General features: G+C 62.8%; 17 protein-coding genes and 1 tRNA gene. 5 read left to right on the forward strand and 13 right to left on the reverse strand.

Annotated elements, in window-relative coordinates:
- Nucleotides 1–75: 75 nt before the first annotated feature.
- Nucleotides 76–855, forward strand: a complete 780-nt coding sequence (locus AB8717_RS13555) for a hypothetical protein (RefSeq protein ID WP_443747860.1) — start codon at nt 76–78, stop codon at nt 853–855.
- A gap of 3 nt (nt 856–858) precedes the next feature.
- Here the strand turns inward: AB8717_RS13555 and AB8717_RS13560 are convergent, their stop codons facing one another.
- From AB8717_RS13560 to AB8717_RS13580, 5 genes are all read right to left on the reverse strand, one after another.
- Nucleotides 859–1743, reverse strand: a complete 885-nt coding sequence (locus AB8717_RS13560; protein ID WP_443747861.1) for a pirin family protein — start codon at nt 1741–1743, stop codon at nt 859–861.
- A 12-nt stretch (nt 1744–1755) separates the two neighbouring features.
- A complete protein-coding gene (locus AB8717_RS13565; RefSeq protein WP_443747862.1) occupies nt 1756–2490 on the reverse strand; it encodes a hypothetical protein in 735 nt (244 codons plus the stop codon).
- Nucleotides 2491–2565: 75 nt separating this feature from the next.
- A complete protein-coding gene (locus tag AB8717_RS13570) occupies nt 2566–3357 on the reverse strand; it encodes a hypothetical protein (protein ID WP_443747863.1) in 792 nt (263 codons plus the stop codon).
- Nucleotides 3358–3368: 11 nt separating this feature from the next.
- Nucleotides 3369–4877, reverse strand: coding sequence for a tryptophan halogenase family protein (locus tag AB8717_RS13575; RefSeq protein ID WP_443747864.1), 1509 nt, complete (start codon nt 4875–4877; stop codon nt 3369–3371).
- A 193-nt stretch (nt 4878–5070) separates the two neighbouring features.
- Nucleotides 5071–6456, reverse strand: a complete 1386-nt coding sequence (locus AB8717_RS13580; RefSeq protein ID WP_443747865.1) for a cation:proton antiporter — start codon at nt 6454–6456, stop codon at nt 5071–5073.
- 231 nt (nt 6457–6687) lie between these two features.
- Between AB8717_RS13580 and AB8717_RS13585 the strand changes: the two genes are divergently transcribed.
- The gene (locus AB8717_RS13585; protein ID WP_443747866.1) at nt 6688–6930 is read left to right on the forward strand and encodes a type II toxin-antitoxin system Phd/YefM family antitoxin; all 243 of its coding nucleotides are present in this window, start codon (nt 6688–6690) and stop codon (nt 6928–6930) included.
- A gap of 3 nt (nt 6931–6933) precedes the next feature.
- Entirely contained in the window at nt 6934–7440 is a 507-nt protein-coding gene (locus AB8717_RS13590; protein ID WP_443747867.1) for a VapC toxin family PIN domain ribonuclease, read from the forward strand.
- Here the strand turns inward: AB8717_RS13590 and AB8717_RS13595 are convergent.
- From AB8717_RS13595 to AB8717_RS13625, 7 genes are all read right to left on the reverse strand, one after another.
- On the reverse strand, nt 7437–7934 hold the full coding sequence (locus AB8717_RS13595) for a DNA-deoxyinosine glycosylase (RefSeq protein ID WP_443747868.1): 498 nt from the start codon (nt 7932–7934) through the stop codon (nt 7437–7439). The genes AB8717_RS13590 and AB8717_RS13595 overlap by 4 nt on opposite strands.
- Before the next feature lie 7 nt (nt 7935–7941).
- Complete coding sequence (locus AB8717_RS13600) at nt 7942–8391, reverse strand: hypothetical protein (protein ID WP_443747869.1); 450 nt, start codon at nt 8389–8391, stop codon at nt 7942–7944.
- Nucleotides 8392–8566: 175 nt separating this feature from the next.
- Nucleotides 8567–8920 (reverse strand): hypothetical protein, encoded by a 354-nt coding sequence (locus AB8717_RS13605; protein ID WP_443747870.1) that lies wholly within the window; start codon nt 8918–8920, stop codon nt 8567–8569.
- A gap of 51 nt (nt 8921–8971) precedes the next feature.
- Entirely contained in the window at nt 8972–9637 is a 666-nt protein-coding gene (locus AB8717_RS13610) for a response regulator transcription factor (RefSeq protein ID WP_443747871.1), read from the reverse strand.
- Nucleotides 9638–9755: 118 nt separating this feature from the next.
- Nucleotides 9756–10043: a hypothetical protein gene (locus AB8717_RS13615; RefSeq protein WP_443747872.1), complete on the reverse strand. Its 288-nt coding sequence runs from the start codon at nt 10041–10043 to the stop codon at nt 9756–9758.
- Nucleotides 10044–10069: 26 nt separating this feature from the next.
- A complete protein-coding gene (locus AB8717_RS13620) occupies nt 10070–10522 on the reverse strand; it encodes a hypothetical protein (RefSeq protein ID WP_443747873.1) in 453 nt (150 codons plus the stop codon).
- A gap of 383 nt (nt 10523–10905) precedes the next feature.
- Nucleotides 10906–10997 (reverse strand) — tRNA-Ser (locus tag AB8717_RS13625).
- Nucleotides 10998–11116: 119 nt separating this feature from the next.
- Here AB8717_RS13625 and AB8717_RS13630 point away from each other — a divergent pair.
- Complete coding sequence (locus AB8717_RS13630; RefSeq protein ID WP_443747874.1) at nt 11117–11533, forward strand: hypothetical protein; 417 nt, start codon at nt 11117–11119, stop codon at nt 11531–11533.
- A gap of 11 nt (nt 11534–11544) precedes the next feature.
- Nucleotides 11545–12006, forward strand: coding sequence for a hypothetical protein (locus AB8717_RS13635; RefSeq protein ID WP_443747875.1), 462 nt, complete (start codon nt 11545–11547; stop codon nt 12004–12006).
- On the opposite strand, the gene AB8717_RS13640 is transcribed toward AB8717_RS13635, so the two are convergent.
- On the reverse strand, nt 11999–14131 hold the full coding sequence (locus AB8717_RS13640) for a hypothetical protein (RefSeq protein ID WP_443747876.1): 2133 nt from the start codon (nt 14129–14131) through the stop codon (nt 11999–12001). The genes AB8717_RS13635 and AB8717_RS13640 overlap by 8 nt on opposite strands.
- Nucleotides 14132–14221: the final 90 nt, after the last annotated feature.

A 14221-nucleotide genomic window follows, 5' to 3' on the forward strand; every position in this document is an offset into this window, starting at 1 on the left:
ACCCATCGCGACGCCTTTGGACAGGGGGACGGTTTTTCGGTACCATGCCTATGATGCTGCAAGTGGGGGAAGTACATGTGGCCTTTCAAACCAAAGCCCATTCTGGAGCCTGAAACGGCCCAATGGCACGTGCGCAATTTCTGTTGGCTGCTGCGTAATCTTCGCCACACGCCGATGTTCGAGAACACACAGCTGATTCTGCCCCGGCCGGGCTTTTTCACGGCTGATGATGCGGAAGGCCATGCCCGAGGCCAGGCCATTTTCGCCCAGGTCAAGGCCCATGCCGGCATGGCCGAGTGGCCCGTCAGGCTGGTCAGCGACGTCAAGGTCTATGAACCGCACGGCGATCTGGTCCAGGCCACGACACGCAACACGCCGCTGGGCCTGTTCATGCGGGACCACGCTGGGGGCGTTGAGATCGCCTATGCGCCCCGCCTGCTGAAGGATTTCCCCGGCCTCATTTCGACCTTCGCCCACGAACTGGCGCACTATGTCGTGCACTCGATCGAAGACACCCTGCCCTGCGATCCCGCCGAGGAAGAGTTCCTGACCGATCAGACGGCATGCTTCCTTGGCTTCGGCGTATTCCTGGCCAACGGTGCGTTTCAATTCGAGCAATGGCGCGATTCCGGCGCGGGCACGCAAGGATGGCAAACCCGCCGCAGCGGCTACCTGTCGGAACGCGATCTGGTTTTCGACCTTGCCCTTTTCCTGGCGGCCAAGGGACTGCCGGCATCGGAGGCCGCACAATGCCTGAAACCTCATCTCGCCGATCTTCTGAAAGTGGCGATGAAGGATGTCGAAGCCTATCGCATCGAATGGGAAGAGGCCATCCGCACGGCCTATACCGACTAATCCTTATTCCGGCAGCGGAATGAATTCCTGGTCGTCACCCGGCACCTTGGGGAAGCGGCCGTCGCGCCAGTCGGCCTTCGCCTGCTCGATGCGTTCGGGCCGCGACGACACGAAGTTCCAGTAGATGTGGCGCTCGCCGAGATGTTCGCCGCCAATGACGACGAAGTGGGCGCGCGTCGTGGCGTGAATCTGCACGAAGGCGCCCGGCGCCAGCACCGCCATGGTGCCCTTTTCGACCGCCAGCCCGTCGATATCGAGTTCGCCGTCGCAGACATAAATGGCGCGTTCCTCGACGCCCATCGGAACCTGAAGCTGGGCTCCGGCCTTGAGGCGCGCCTCGATATAGAGCGTCCTGGCATAGGTCCTGACCGGCGACGTCAGCCCGAAGGCCTCGCCCATCATGACGCGGACCGTCGCCTGGCCGTCGTCATATTCCGGAATGGCCGACGCTTCGTAATGGAAGAAGGCCGGGTCTGTCTCCTCGTCGGCTTCCGGCAGGGCCAGCCACAGCTGCAGGCCGTCGAGGCGGCGCGGCTGCTGGAAGGTCTCGGGGTTCTCGCGCTCGGAATGGACGATGCCACGGCCCGCCACCATCAGGTTGATGTCACCCGGTGAAATGACGCAGTCCGAACCCAGCGAATCCCGGTGCAGGATATGGCCTTCGAACAGGTAGGTAACGGTCGCCAGGTTGATATGCGGGTGCGGCCGGACGTCGACGCCGTGGCCCGGATCGAAGCTGGCCGGCCCCATATGGTCGAAGAATATCCACGGCCCGACCATGCGGTGCCTGGCAAACGGCAGGACACGGCGGACATGGAAGCCGCCCAGGTCCTTTTCCCGCGCCGGAATGGTTAGGGTGACGCTTTCGGGGAGTACGATATCGCTCATGGATTTGCCTTGTCAGTGCCGGTGGCGCCGGCGGTGTTTTGTCTTGGCCGCAGGCTTCGGGGTATCGGCGGCGGGACTTGCGCTGCTGCTGTCGGCCGACGCCGCCGCCGGCCTGGCGATCAGGTCGATACTGGTCGTCAGCGCCAGGTCGCGCTTGCCCACGGCGTCATGCAGGGTAGCCTTGATCGTATAGGTGCCCGACGGATCGCCCGGATCGAAGCTCATCAGCACGACCTTGGTGCGGTTGTCGAAGACGCCGCCCGCCGGAACCTTGCCATGGACGGCTTCCAGCCCGCGATAGTCGCTGTCGCCGTATGGTTTGCCGTCGGGACGAACAACCTGAAGATCGTAGGTGACGTCGGCGGCGCCCGCCGGATCGGTTTCAGCGCCCGTGAAGACCAGCTTCAGCGCCAGGTCGGCGCCGGGCTCGGCGCGCGCCACGCGGTCGAGATGCCGCGTCCCGGGCTGGCCGAAGTTCGCCATCTCGGACTTGGGAATGACGATCAGCATGCCCGACAACGGCCCGTTACGATCGGGAAAACCGGCCGCCGGATCGTAGGTCGTCGTCCTGGGCGCGTCCGGCGCCGTTTCCGCGGAGGCTGAAGCTGCGGCCGCCGGCGCGGCGGGGACCTGGGTGACGGTCGTCGTCTTCTTCTTGTGATGATGGTGGGTGCGGGCTTCGGCCACACCGGCCAAGGCCATGACGGCCGCCAGACCAAGACATCCGATCAAGACTTGCCGACGCATGCATCACTCCCTCGGTTCGGCGGGACTATGTCACGCGGACCTGGGCCGGACAAGACGGCGAAACAAAAACTCCTGTCAGAACAAGGCCTGCCTGTATCGGCCGTCCTCGAACGCGGCGCCGATCCACTCAGGCCCCAATACCGCCCCCAAGGCCCGTTCCACGGCTTCCCCCATGGCGCGGCTGCCGCAGGTCATTACCGTCCCCGTCCCGCCGAGAAAGGCCTTGAGGTCGCCGGCATAGCGGGCGACGATGTCCTGGACATAGGTGCCCTGACCGGGTTCGGTGCGCGACAGGGCCAGATTGAACCGGTAGAGCGTCCCGTCCCGATGCCACGCGTTGAGCTCACGGCACAGCCGGTTGTCGCCGTCCGAATGCCGTTCGCCGTAGATAAGCCAGACCGGCCGACGGCCCTCGGCGGCTTCGAGGATATGCGGCCGAAGCCCGGCAAGCCCGGACCCCGCACCGATCAGCAGGACCGGCCCTTCGGATGCCGGCGCCCGAAAGGGTTCATGCGACCGGATACGAAGCGATATGTCATGGCCGGGCTGCAACGCGTGCAGGAGCCAGGCCGCCCCTTGCCCCAGCGTGCCGTCCGGCGTCTTCATCTCACGCACCAGGAGGTCGAGACGGCCTTCCGACGGCATCGAAGAGATCGAATAGCTGCGGGGCTGGCCGTTCGGCAATTCCAGTTCCGCTATATCGCCGGCGCGCCAGACGATGGCGCCGGGCCGGGTGGAGGCAAGGCCGACCCGGAAGAGGCGTTCGCCGCCCGCCGGGTTCAGATGATCCCGCAGGACCAGCCGCCAGGACGGCGGTCCGGCGGCTGGTTCCATGAAGACCGGATGGAGTCGGCTGTCGGTCGGCATGGTATTCGCCGCTAAGCCACGGGCGCGGGTGCGGCTGCAGGCGCGCCACCGTACTCGCGGATATAGGTTTCGTAGTCCGGCAGCCGTGAAAACGAGTCCGCCACCTGGGCACGAAGACTGTCGAGCATGCCGCGCAATTGCGGCTCCTCCACCAGGCGCGCCAGGTGGTGATAGCCTTGCGGCTCGACGCGCTGCCCCGGCAGCACCTGTATCCACGAGTCGAGACGGAAGATTTCGTCTTCCTCCTTGAACGCCTCCCCGGTATCGCGGAACAGCTGGATGCGATGCGCCAGGTCGTCCGGTATGGCCATGTCGCGGCGATCGCGCCAGTATTGCGTGTCGTCACGCTCCGTCAACTTGTAGTGCATGATGACGAAGTTGCGGATTTTCTCGACTTCACGGGTTGTTATCTGGTTGAAATTGGCGACCTGCGACTCGTGGATGCCGCCGAACGGGAACATCTGGACCAGCCGTATCGCGCAGATCTGCATCAGGTGGATATTCGTCGATTCCAGCGGCTCTATGAAACCGCTCGACAAGCCGAAGGCGATGACATTCTTGTTCCATATCTTCTTGCGCCGCCCGGTGCGGAACTTGAGATGGAACGGCTCGTTGATCGGCGGAACCTTGAGCTGCGCCATGAAGGTGGCACGCGCCTCGTCATCGGACATATACTTGCTGCTGTAGACGAAGCCGTTGCCGATACGATGCTGCAACGGGATTTCCCATCGCCAGCCCGCCGTGTGGGCGATGGCGCTGGTATAGGGCGCCAGCGGCCCGTGCAGCCCGGTCTGGCACGCCCAGGCGCGGTCATTGGCCAGCCAGTGGTCCCAGTCTTCGTAACCGGTCTTCAGCGTCTCTTCGATCAGCAGGCCGCGGAAACCGGTGCAGTCGATGAACAGATCGCCTTCGATGCGCTGCCCCGAAGCCAGGGTGATCGCCGTGACATTGCCGGTCGCCGCATCCTGGTCGACGCCGGTGATCCTGCCCTCGATGCGCTTGACGCCTGCCGCCTCCGCATGTTTGCGCAGGTAGGGACCGTAAAGCGCGGTGTCGAAATGGTAGGCGTAGGACAGCGGCCCTTTGTCGCCCGCCTTGAACTTTCCCGCTTCCGCCGCCAGGAGCTCAAGGCAGTAGTCCTTCAGGTCGCCACCAAAGCCGAGCGTCCTGGCGTGCAGCCAGAAATGATGGAACGGCGCCATCCACGGCGACTTGCCGACGGTGCCGAACGAATGGAAGTAGTGGTCGCCCAGTTGCGCCCAGTTGTCGAAACTGATGCCAAGCTTGATCCCTGCCTGGCAGTTGCGCATGAAGTCCTGCTCGTCGATGCCGAGATAACGGTGAAAGGTCCGGATGGTCGGGATGGTCGCCTCGCCGACACCGACAATGCCGATCTCCGCCGACTCGACCAGGGTGATGTCGAGCAGCGGCCCCAGAAGCCTGCCGAGCGCCGTCGCGACGCACCAGCCGGCAGTCCCGCCACCGGCGACGACAACCTTCTTGATGACCTGGCCATCCATGATCGTTCTCCTTGAAGCTTGTATTGCAAGGCCACCCGTATCCTGGGCCGCGGCGCCGGAGGCGCCTTCCAGCCCGCATCCGGCCTGTTCGGCATCGCCGGCGGGCGCGGCGTCTGGCGCGGGGTTCAATGGTAAAAAAGGGGGCGGCGCTTCGGGATGAAAGCGCCGCCCGATCAGCAGTCAGGGGAAGACATTACGCTGCGGCGTTGTCGGGCACTTCGCCCAGTTCGCCGGTCTCGCGCGCCTTCTTGCCGTAGACCAGTTCGAACAGCGGCGAAGCCATGACCGTGGTGATAATGGCCATCATGACCAGCATGGCGAACAGGGGCAGGCCGATTATGCCCTTCTGCAAGCCGATATTGATGATGATCAGCTCCATCAGGCCCCGCGAGTTCATCAGGGCTCCGATGCCGAGCGCGGTGCGGTTGTCTTCGCCGGTCAGGCGTGCGGCCGTGTAGCACGCGCCGAACTTGGCCAGAACCGAGGCCGCGAGAATGGCGCCGGCAACCATGAGCATCGAGGCGGAATTGACCATGTCGAGACGGGTGTTGAGGCCCGAATAGGTGAAGAACATCGGCAGCAGGACGATGACCGCGAACGGCTCGACCTTCTTCTTCAGCTCTTCCACGAACTTGCCGCGCGGCATGGCCGTGCCCAGGATGAAGCCCCCGAAGATGGCGTGGATGCCGACCGCGTCCATGACGAAGGCCGCGATAAAGAAGCAGATCATGGTGATCGCCATGACCGTATATGTCATTTCGCCACGCGCCTCGACCATCTTGCCAAGCGGCGCCAGCAGGTGACGGCCGATGAAAATGCAGAAAAGCGCGAAGGCCAGGCCGCCGCCGATCGCCAGGACCGCGACGCCAGGACCGGCGCCGAAGGTCGCCAGCACGATCGCCAGCACACACCACGAAGCGGCGTCGTCGAAGGCGCCCGCCGTCAGCGAGAGCGTCCCCAGCGACGAATTCGACAGGCCGCGCTCGTTGATGATCCGCGCCAGCATCGGGAAAGCCGTCAGGGCGATACAGGCGCCCATGAACAGCGTCGCCTGCGGCTGAGTGATCTTGTCGCTGAACAGGCCCGGCACCTTCATCAGCCAGGGCGCGATCACGATGGCCAGGGCGAACGGCGTCGCGATGCCGGCCAGCGACACGGCCATGGCGCTCTTGCCCTTGGACTTGAAGTGGTCGCCGCGGAAGGACGTGCCGACCATGAACATGTAGAGGCCGACGCCGAACTGCGCGCCGGTATAGAGGACGTTACGCGTTTCCTTCGGGAACAGCGCCCCCTGGATTTCGGGGAAAAACAGGCCGAGCAGCGACGGCCCGAGCACGACGCCGGCGATCATCTCACCGACGACCTGGGGCTGCCCGAGGAACTTCTGGCCGAGCCAGCCGACGACGCGGCATGTGACGATGATTACGGCCAGTTGCAGGAAGAAGTGCACGGAAAAGTCGCCGGGCGCGTAGGTATGTGTCACGCCATCGGGGCCCAGCGGACCATGCGGTGACAGCACGTTCTGAATTTCGTGGACGGTTTTCGCCCAGGTGTCGGGCGGCAAAATATCGAGCAACACGGATATCTCCCTGTAAGAAACGATCGTTATATGGCGGCTCGGCTGGCAGCCTTGGCTACAGGAAACGTGAAAATCCGTGCCCTCGTCAAACGAAAAGGACAGCGTTACGCTTAAAACAAGCCATTTGTTTTATTGAAAAAAATTTTTGTTGCCGCGGGGCTACACTGTAGTAATGTAGGAACAATGATTTACGATAGATTTGAATCTACGTAGCAACAAATTGGAGGCCTCATGGCAACCATGTCCAGCCGTGAATTCAACCAGGATGTCGGCAAGGCCAAGCGCGTGGCCCGAATCGAGCCGGTCTTCATCACCGACCGTGGCCGCCCGACCCACGTGCTGATGAGCTTCGAGGCCTTCCGGCAGATCAGCGGCCAGACGGAGAGCATTATCGACCTCCTGGCCATGGAGGACGAGGTCGAGGTGGGCGCTGCCGGCGACGCCTGGGACAAGCCACGCCGTACGGGATTGTAAGCGATGTTTCTGCTCGATACACCCGTCATTGCCGAGCTGAGCAAGGCCAAGTCCGGCCGCGCCGACGAACATGTCACCCGCTGGGCGTCCGGCGTGGCCCGCCACCACCTTTTCGTTTCGGTCATGAGCATGATCGAACTCGACGCCGCCATTGCGGAACTGGAAAAAAGCGACCCGGCGCGCGGCGCGGCCGCCCGCACCTGGCTGGAGGAAGCCGTGCCCCATGCCTTCGAAGGCCGCATCCTCAGCGTCGACATGGAGGTGGTGCAGCGCCGCGCTGCGCTGCCCCACGACGGCAAGAGCGACCGCAACGCCGTGCTGGCGGCGACGGCCCTGGCCAACGGCCTGACCCTGGCGACGCGGACGCCGTCGGCCTATCGCTTCAGCCGCATCAAGCTGTTCAATCCCTGGGGCTATACGCCCGAGGATGCCGAGGATATGGGCGAAGACTGGCAGCAGGTCGCCCGGTCGGGTCCGATGTGGCTCAAGAACCTGTTCCTGCGGTTCTAGAGGAAGGGTTTCATCGCCAGCCATTCCGCCAGCTTGGCGTCGAATGGCCTGGTGTAGGCCGCGCTGCTCGACGGCAGGGCGATGAAAGCAAGACCCGTTTCGGCGCCCAGCTGCTTGCAGCCGATCGTCGCCGAGGTCGCGCCGTTGAAGGCGATCGCTTTCAAATCCGGCAGTCCGGCAACAAGGTCAACCAGGGCATTGGGGCTGTGGTCGCGGATATTGCCGTCCAGGCTGCCGGTACGCCGCGCCTGGCGGATGACATCCCACAGCCCGACATGATGCTCAAGCAAGGCCTTCAGCCGCGCCTCGTACGGCAGATGCACCAGATCGGCGCCCACCACCGCGCCGGTCAGGCGCCAGAACTGGTTGGTGGGATGGGCGTAATATTGCTGCCGTTCCAGCGAGACTTCGCCCGGCAGGCTGCCGAGGACCAGCACCCGCACCTGGGCGTCGGTCACCGGAGGAAAGGAGGATTTGAATGGTTCGGACGCCATGGCCTGATCACGGTTTCGCACCTTCCAGCCGGGCCCATCTCCGCCGTTCGGACCGGCGATGACTGATCGTGCCGGCGACGACGGCGATCAACACGCCCTCGCCTCCCCACAAACCCGCGGCAACCGCATAAGGATAAACCCCGAAACCGGCCAGGTGGGCGGCGGCATGGCCGACGACCGTATCGAGTTGCAGCGCGGCGAGGAATATCGACCAGACCTTCCGCGACCACAAGGACAGGCCTACAAACAGGCCCAGGGTAATCACGTCGATGATCTGAACCCAGATGCCGGGCCCCCTGCCGTCGTGGGACTGCACGACCATCGACAAGAGCCATTCCGTAAGCAGAATGATCGCGCCGAGGCGCTCCGCCCGTCCGCCCCACGAAATGCACCAGGCGCAAGCATATGTGGCAATGGCCGTCAAACCATACTGCCAGAAGAAGTTGATGAAATTCATGCGATCGAACAGTTCCGGAAGGGATTCGCGCCAGACGACGGACACTCTAAAGCATATGCGCTTTAAGAAAAGCGTGCGCGCGGCTTAACCAGCTTTTGCGGCCACCCCCAATGAAAACGGCCGCGCCCCTTTTCGGCGCGGCCGCTCAAATCCTTACCCTCGATCTGCTGCGGGATCAGGCCGCCGACCGGCTGTCGCCGACCACGTGGAAGCCTGTCGTTGTGGAGGGATCCGAACCCGTCTTGTCCCAGGTTCCGCCCGCCACGGCGCCGCATCCGATCTGCGTCTTCACGGTATCCAGCGCGCCATGGGCCTTGACCATGGCGCCCCTGGCATTCGACAGCATGGTGATGGTTTCGACCAGGGCGCCCATGGCCTCCTGTCCGATCACCATGGACAGGTTGGACTCGAGCCGCATCCGGCCGAGCGTGCTGGCCAGCGCTGTGACCTCGCACAAGGCGGCCTCGACCGCGTTTTCAGCCTGGATCAGTTGCTCGGCGCCCCGGCGCGCCATTTCTGCTCGCTTCATTCTACTCTCCAAAAGGCCGTCCCGCTGGCCATGAAAGGCCGGCGGCGATGGTCAGCCGGCCTGATGTCTCAACTCCTTGATCGCCTGCATGGTGCCGACGGCTGCTTCGATCATTCCCCCGGTTGCCAACATGATGAGGAAACCGGCGAGAAGGATCAGGCCCAGCCACTGGACCGTGCTGAGCGACTTCAGCCATCGCTCAAACCCGCCCCATCGTCCGTCAGCCAGGCTGTCGCCGCGACCATGGTAAAGATCGCCTTCTCGCTGCCAGCGCTCTTGTCCAGCGTCTGCAGCGTATGGAGCGTATCCTCGATCTGGGCCTGCTTGTCCGGCGTAGCCAGCATCCGCCAGGCGGTCTCGAGGTCGCTCCAGCGGACCAGGAAATATTGTTCGTTCGGGAGATAGGGCGTGTTCATGTCCCGACACTGTCACAGGTGCGGCGGGCTCCGCCATCGGCCTCGGAGACCATCCTCCTTCAGGGAGGATACCCCCCTCCGCCGCGCCCTTGGCCTCATACGCCACAAGGAGTTTCGCCGCATCGCGGCTCGACGCCACGCCCAGGCGCCGGCGGGCGGCATCGGTATGGGTCTTGACCGTACTCTCGCTGATGTCCAGCACGCGGGCCACCTCCTTGGCCTGCAGATGCTGCGCGATCAGCCGCAGGATTTCCTTTTGCCGCTCCGACAACGCCTCGACGCGTGATGCCTGCTCGTTCACTCTGAAACCCCCTGGGCTGGAATCGTCTGCACCGAGAATTGGAGCCCAACTTCCACTTGTAAATGATAATCAGAAAAGACGCCAAATTTCCAGCAGAACCGCAAGGTTCGCACAGCCGTCAGCGCCCGCCCCGCCCCAGGACGGCCAGGACGACCCATTGGGCGGGAGAGCGCCCGAACTGCCGGGCGCCGGGATGGCCGGCATGCGAGCGGCGGCAATCGAACCGCGCCTGGTCCACCTCGACGATCAGCCGCGACGCGCCGGCCTCGATGACGCGGCCGTTGCGGACCAGGCCGCTGTCCGATGTGAAGTCGATCTCGTCGCCCGCATGGACGGGCTCCGCCGGCAGGCTGAACTCGGCGCCGGCCGCCAGGCGTACCGAAAGGAGGGATGCGGCAATGGGCATTGGAACTGAAAGAATTGGGCGAATCGTCAGACTTCACTTGGAGGCCATGGCGGCCCGACTTTCAACTGCGGAAGCGGCTTAAGCGGCGGCAAGCGCCGTTTTGACGCTTCCTCGTTGAATCCGGCCTGGGAGACCGGCCCCAGACTCGCCAGTCCTCTGGGGTCCTCGACCATGTCGAAGATATAGTATTCGGCCGAGCCAGAGTACGCTTTCCGCTTCACCACGACAAGACGGCCGTCGAAACCCAGCTCCGTAACGCCTTCCGGAACGACGCCTATGCAATCTCCCTCGGGCGACTCCCGCAATATACACACAGCCACGCCGCCTTTTGGGCCGGACGGACGGTACAGATACATTTCCCGGGTAACCAGGGCGGACGGACCGGCATCGGGAGGCAGTTGCGGCTGATCATCGATGGCGACGTCGCAGGCGGCCAGTGCAAGCATAAATGAGAATGGCAGTATCGCCGCTAACTTCATCCGTCCCTCCCTGATGGTGCACCACAAATAGAACAAAAACAGAACAATTGCAATGGAAAACTGTGCGAAGGATACCAATTTTCGGCATAGACCATTGTGAATCGAGGGCTATCTGTCAGCTGAAAAACAGTACTCTTCCGTGTCGCTTGATGCGCCCGACGAGAAGCCGCTCCAAGTCGCAAACTCATAACTGAGTACGGAGTATCGTGACGGGCAGATTCGTCCTTAGTGGAAGAGACGATGGGATTGGCTGCGTTCGGCAAGCCTCACTCCGCCGAACTCGCGATTTGCGAGGCAAATCACTCGTTTCGAACCCGATGGGTTCTCAGCCTCATCCTTTCCGCCACAAAAAAGGGCAGGCCGTAAAGGCCTGCCCTTTTTTGTGGCGGAGACGATGGGATTCGAACCCATGGTACCCTTTTAGGGGTACGCTCATTTAGCAAACGAGTGCCTTCAGCCTCTCGGCCACGTCTCCTTCACAGACTGTGCTTAGCCAATTTGTTTTTGAAAGGCAATCCGGCAACGGAAAATGTTCACAGCCGTTGACGCTCCCTAAGGAACATGCGCTGATATTTCCGACCCGAGGGCGGCACCATGAGCGATTCCGATCCGGAAGACGACGAACCCATCGAAGCGGAAACCGTGGAAGCCTTCCATGGAACAGTGGCCACGGACGACGGCCACCACGTCCTTATCAGCATTACCGTCGGCGGCGAGGACAAGGTCCTGGCCTTCCCCGCGGACGAGGCCCTGCCCCTCGCCTTCAGCGTACTCGGCACCGAGGGCACCTGCCGCTCGGTCGCCCATCCCGACAATCGCGGCACGCCGCTGGTCCCGGTCCAGTCCTATCAGCTGGGCCTCGATGCCGACGGCGAGCCCGTGGTGACGTTCGAAGGCCCCAATGGCGGGCACATCTCGTTCCTGCTGCCGCTCGACGCCCTTTCGCGGCTGATCGGCGACCTCGCGACCCTGAAAACCCTGGCCGGAACCGAAGGCCAGACACGACAATAAGGAGATTGCCCGTGTCCGTATTGCGTCTCGCGCCCCTCGCCGGCCTTGTGACGATCCTTGTGGCCGGCCCGGCTTCCGCCCAGATCGAAAGCCCGGTGAAATGGACTTTCACGGCCAGGAAGGTCAATGCCGCAACCTACGAAGTCCATATGACGGCCACCGTCGACGGCGGCTGGCGCCTCTACGCCCAGCAGGCCGGCGAAGGGCCTACGCCGACACGCTTCACCCTCAAGACATCGCCCCAGGTCGCCCTCAAAGGGAGCGTCATGGAGGTCGGCAGACCCATCGTTGCGCAGGACACGGCCTTCAATACCAGGCTGAAATATTATCAGAACCAGGTCGATTTCGTGCAAAAGGTCACGGTCAAGGGCAAGGCGCCCGCCGCACTGAAAGGCAGCGTCGAATTCATGGTCGCCGACGACCATCAGGCCCTGCCGCCCAAGGCCCTCGATTTCAAGGTTGCGCTCAAATAACCGGCCCGTCCACAAAGTCGCGAACAACGCCTTCGATATCGGCAACGCCATATACATGATCGGCGCCGGACGGACACTCGACCACCTTCCCGCGCGCCTGGGCATGCGCCAGAACGACGTCGTACAGGGTCGGTTTACGCTCCCCAAGGCTGAGGACGCTTTGCAGCAGCGTCCTGTGCTTGTCGACCTCGCCGATGACTGCGCCATGGCTGCGGTTGCCGGCCGAGATATCGGAAAAGATCACCTTGCGCTCGATGAGATCGAAGACCAGGGGCATATGCGTTGTGTTCGGCGCTGTCAGATCGAATTTCAGCGCCACCGACTGCGGCTCGTATACCGAGCCGCTTCGTAACGCGTCGCGCTGCATGAAGCCGGCGAAGCACGGAAATTGCGCAAATTTCTGACCGCGGAAGGAGTGCACCGTCGCCGCCACGTAGCGGATATCCTGCGCCACCAGCGATGTAATGTCGAAATCGACGAATTCGGAAGCGCCTTCCGGCGCATCCTGGATGTCGCCGGAATGCACGCAGCCCGGAAACTGGGTGTTGGTAAAGGCGACGTGTCCCTTCTCGGAAAGGCTTTCATCATACATGAGGATCGACAAGTCGACGTCGACATGGCCGACCCAGTAGACGAACAGACGGATGACATCGCCCGCGAACGGATAACGGCTTCCCTTGGTCACGGGGCTCAGGGTCGTGGAATCGCCGCGGCGATTGAAAGGGACCAAATGGTCCTTTAGCCGCGGGTCGATATAGGTTGCGCCCAGTGGTGGCAGGGCGCGCAGCCGCTCCGTCAGCTCGGCCTGCAACATGGCCCTGGCTGCGTCGATCACGCGCCGGTCGATCGCCGGACGCCGGTCGCGCTCGACCTGCATGCGGTTCTCGTTGCCCTTCGGCAGGAAGACCCGCAACGCCTGCTGGTCGCGTGCCCCGAAATATTTATACAGCTCGAACAGACGGGGCGTCGGAATGTCCGGCAGAACCCTGCGCGCCGCCGCCAATACCGTGTCCGGTTCCGGGGCGGACCGGAGCAGTTGATCCAGGCGCCTCATCAGCTCGCCCGGCCGGCGGCTGAGGGTCGTCAGCACCTCCGGCGAAAATGCCTTGGCACGAAGGCCGCGCTCCACGGTCCTGTTGAAGGTTGCAATCGTCTTCGGCGCGTTGCGCAAGGCGTCGAACGCCGCCGCGGCGTTGGGAAACCGGCCTCGGTTGCGCGCCGCCCCCACATGAAACTGTTCCGCCAATCTCAACCACCGCTCGCGATGGCGCAGCAGATCCTCCTGCAGATTTCCCACCGTCTCCAGCATTCCGAGAAGCCTTGCCGTGTGCGCGGTACTCAGCTTGAATTTCACAGACGTCTTCAGCGACAGGTCGGCGTCGGGCGCGCTGACCAAAGCCGCGATACGCAGGATGTCCGTGGCGCTGTTCAGATGCGGACGGACGGCTTCGACGCCGCCCAGCAGATAGACAAAAGGTACGGTTTCGCGAAAACATGAAGCCGGCACGCGCAGAGCAGCGCCCTCACCTATCATTTCCAGCAACCACGCCTTCTCATCCGCCGAAAGCGATGACGGCCGTGCCAGCAGGGCTTCCCCCTTGGCAACGGCGTCCGCAGGCGACAGGTAACCCAATGGCTTAAGTGGCGTCAGTTGCCGGTAATTATAGTGTTGTCCTGACGGTGAGCGCAGTTCGGCGACGCTGAACTGGCAGATGGGACATGCCCCGAAGGCGTCGAGATCGAACTGCTGCAGGTCGATGACATGGCCGCACGACAAGGTGGTGAAGGCTTTCGATCTGACACCCAGCACGGATTTGATCGCACCCACGATGCGATTCACGAAATAATCGTGCTGATCCGGCACATCGTAGGGAAAGCCGCTGAACAGACGGGTATAGTCCACCGTCTTACCCGACAATTTTGCCAGAACATTCAGCAGACGCTTTCGCTCCGCCTGAAAGGCGTCTGTGTCGAGACCAGTAAGCGCCGCCATCAGGTCTCCCGACAGGGTGAACCCCATTGTGGCGATCTCGACGTTCAGTATCTCAACAAGTCTGACCGGCGTCTCGCCGGCTTTACCGTTGATCCGGACTTTCGAAAAAAGCCGGATTTCATTGGCCGTCATAAATCCCCCCGGATGGAAAACAAATCGGGCAGCTAGTTGCGAAAATAGAAGGAAGCGCACCCATGGGTTTTCCACCACCGACGGTATCGG

This window comes from Asticcacaulis solisilvae (assembly GCF_052327315.1).
Classification (GTDB): Bacteria; Pseudomonadota; Alphaproteobacteria; order Caulobacterales; family Caulobacteraceae; genus Asticcacaulis; species Asticcacaulis solisilvae_B.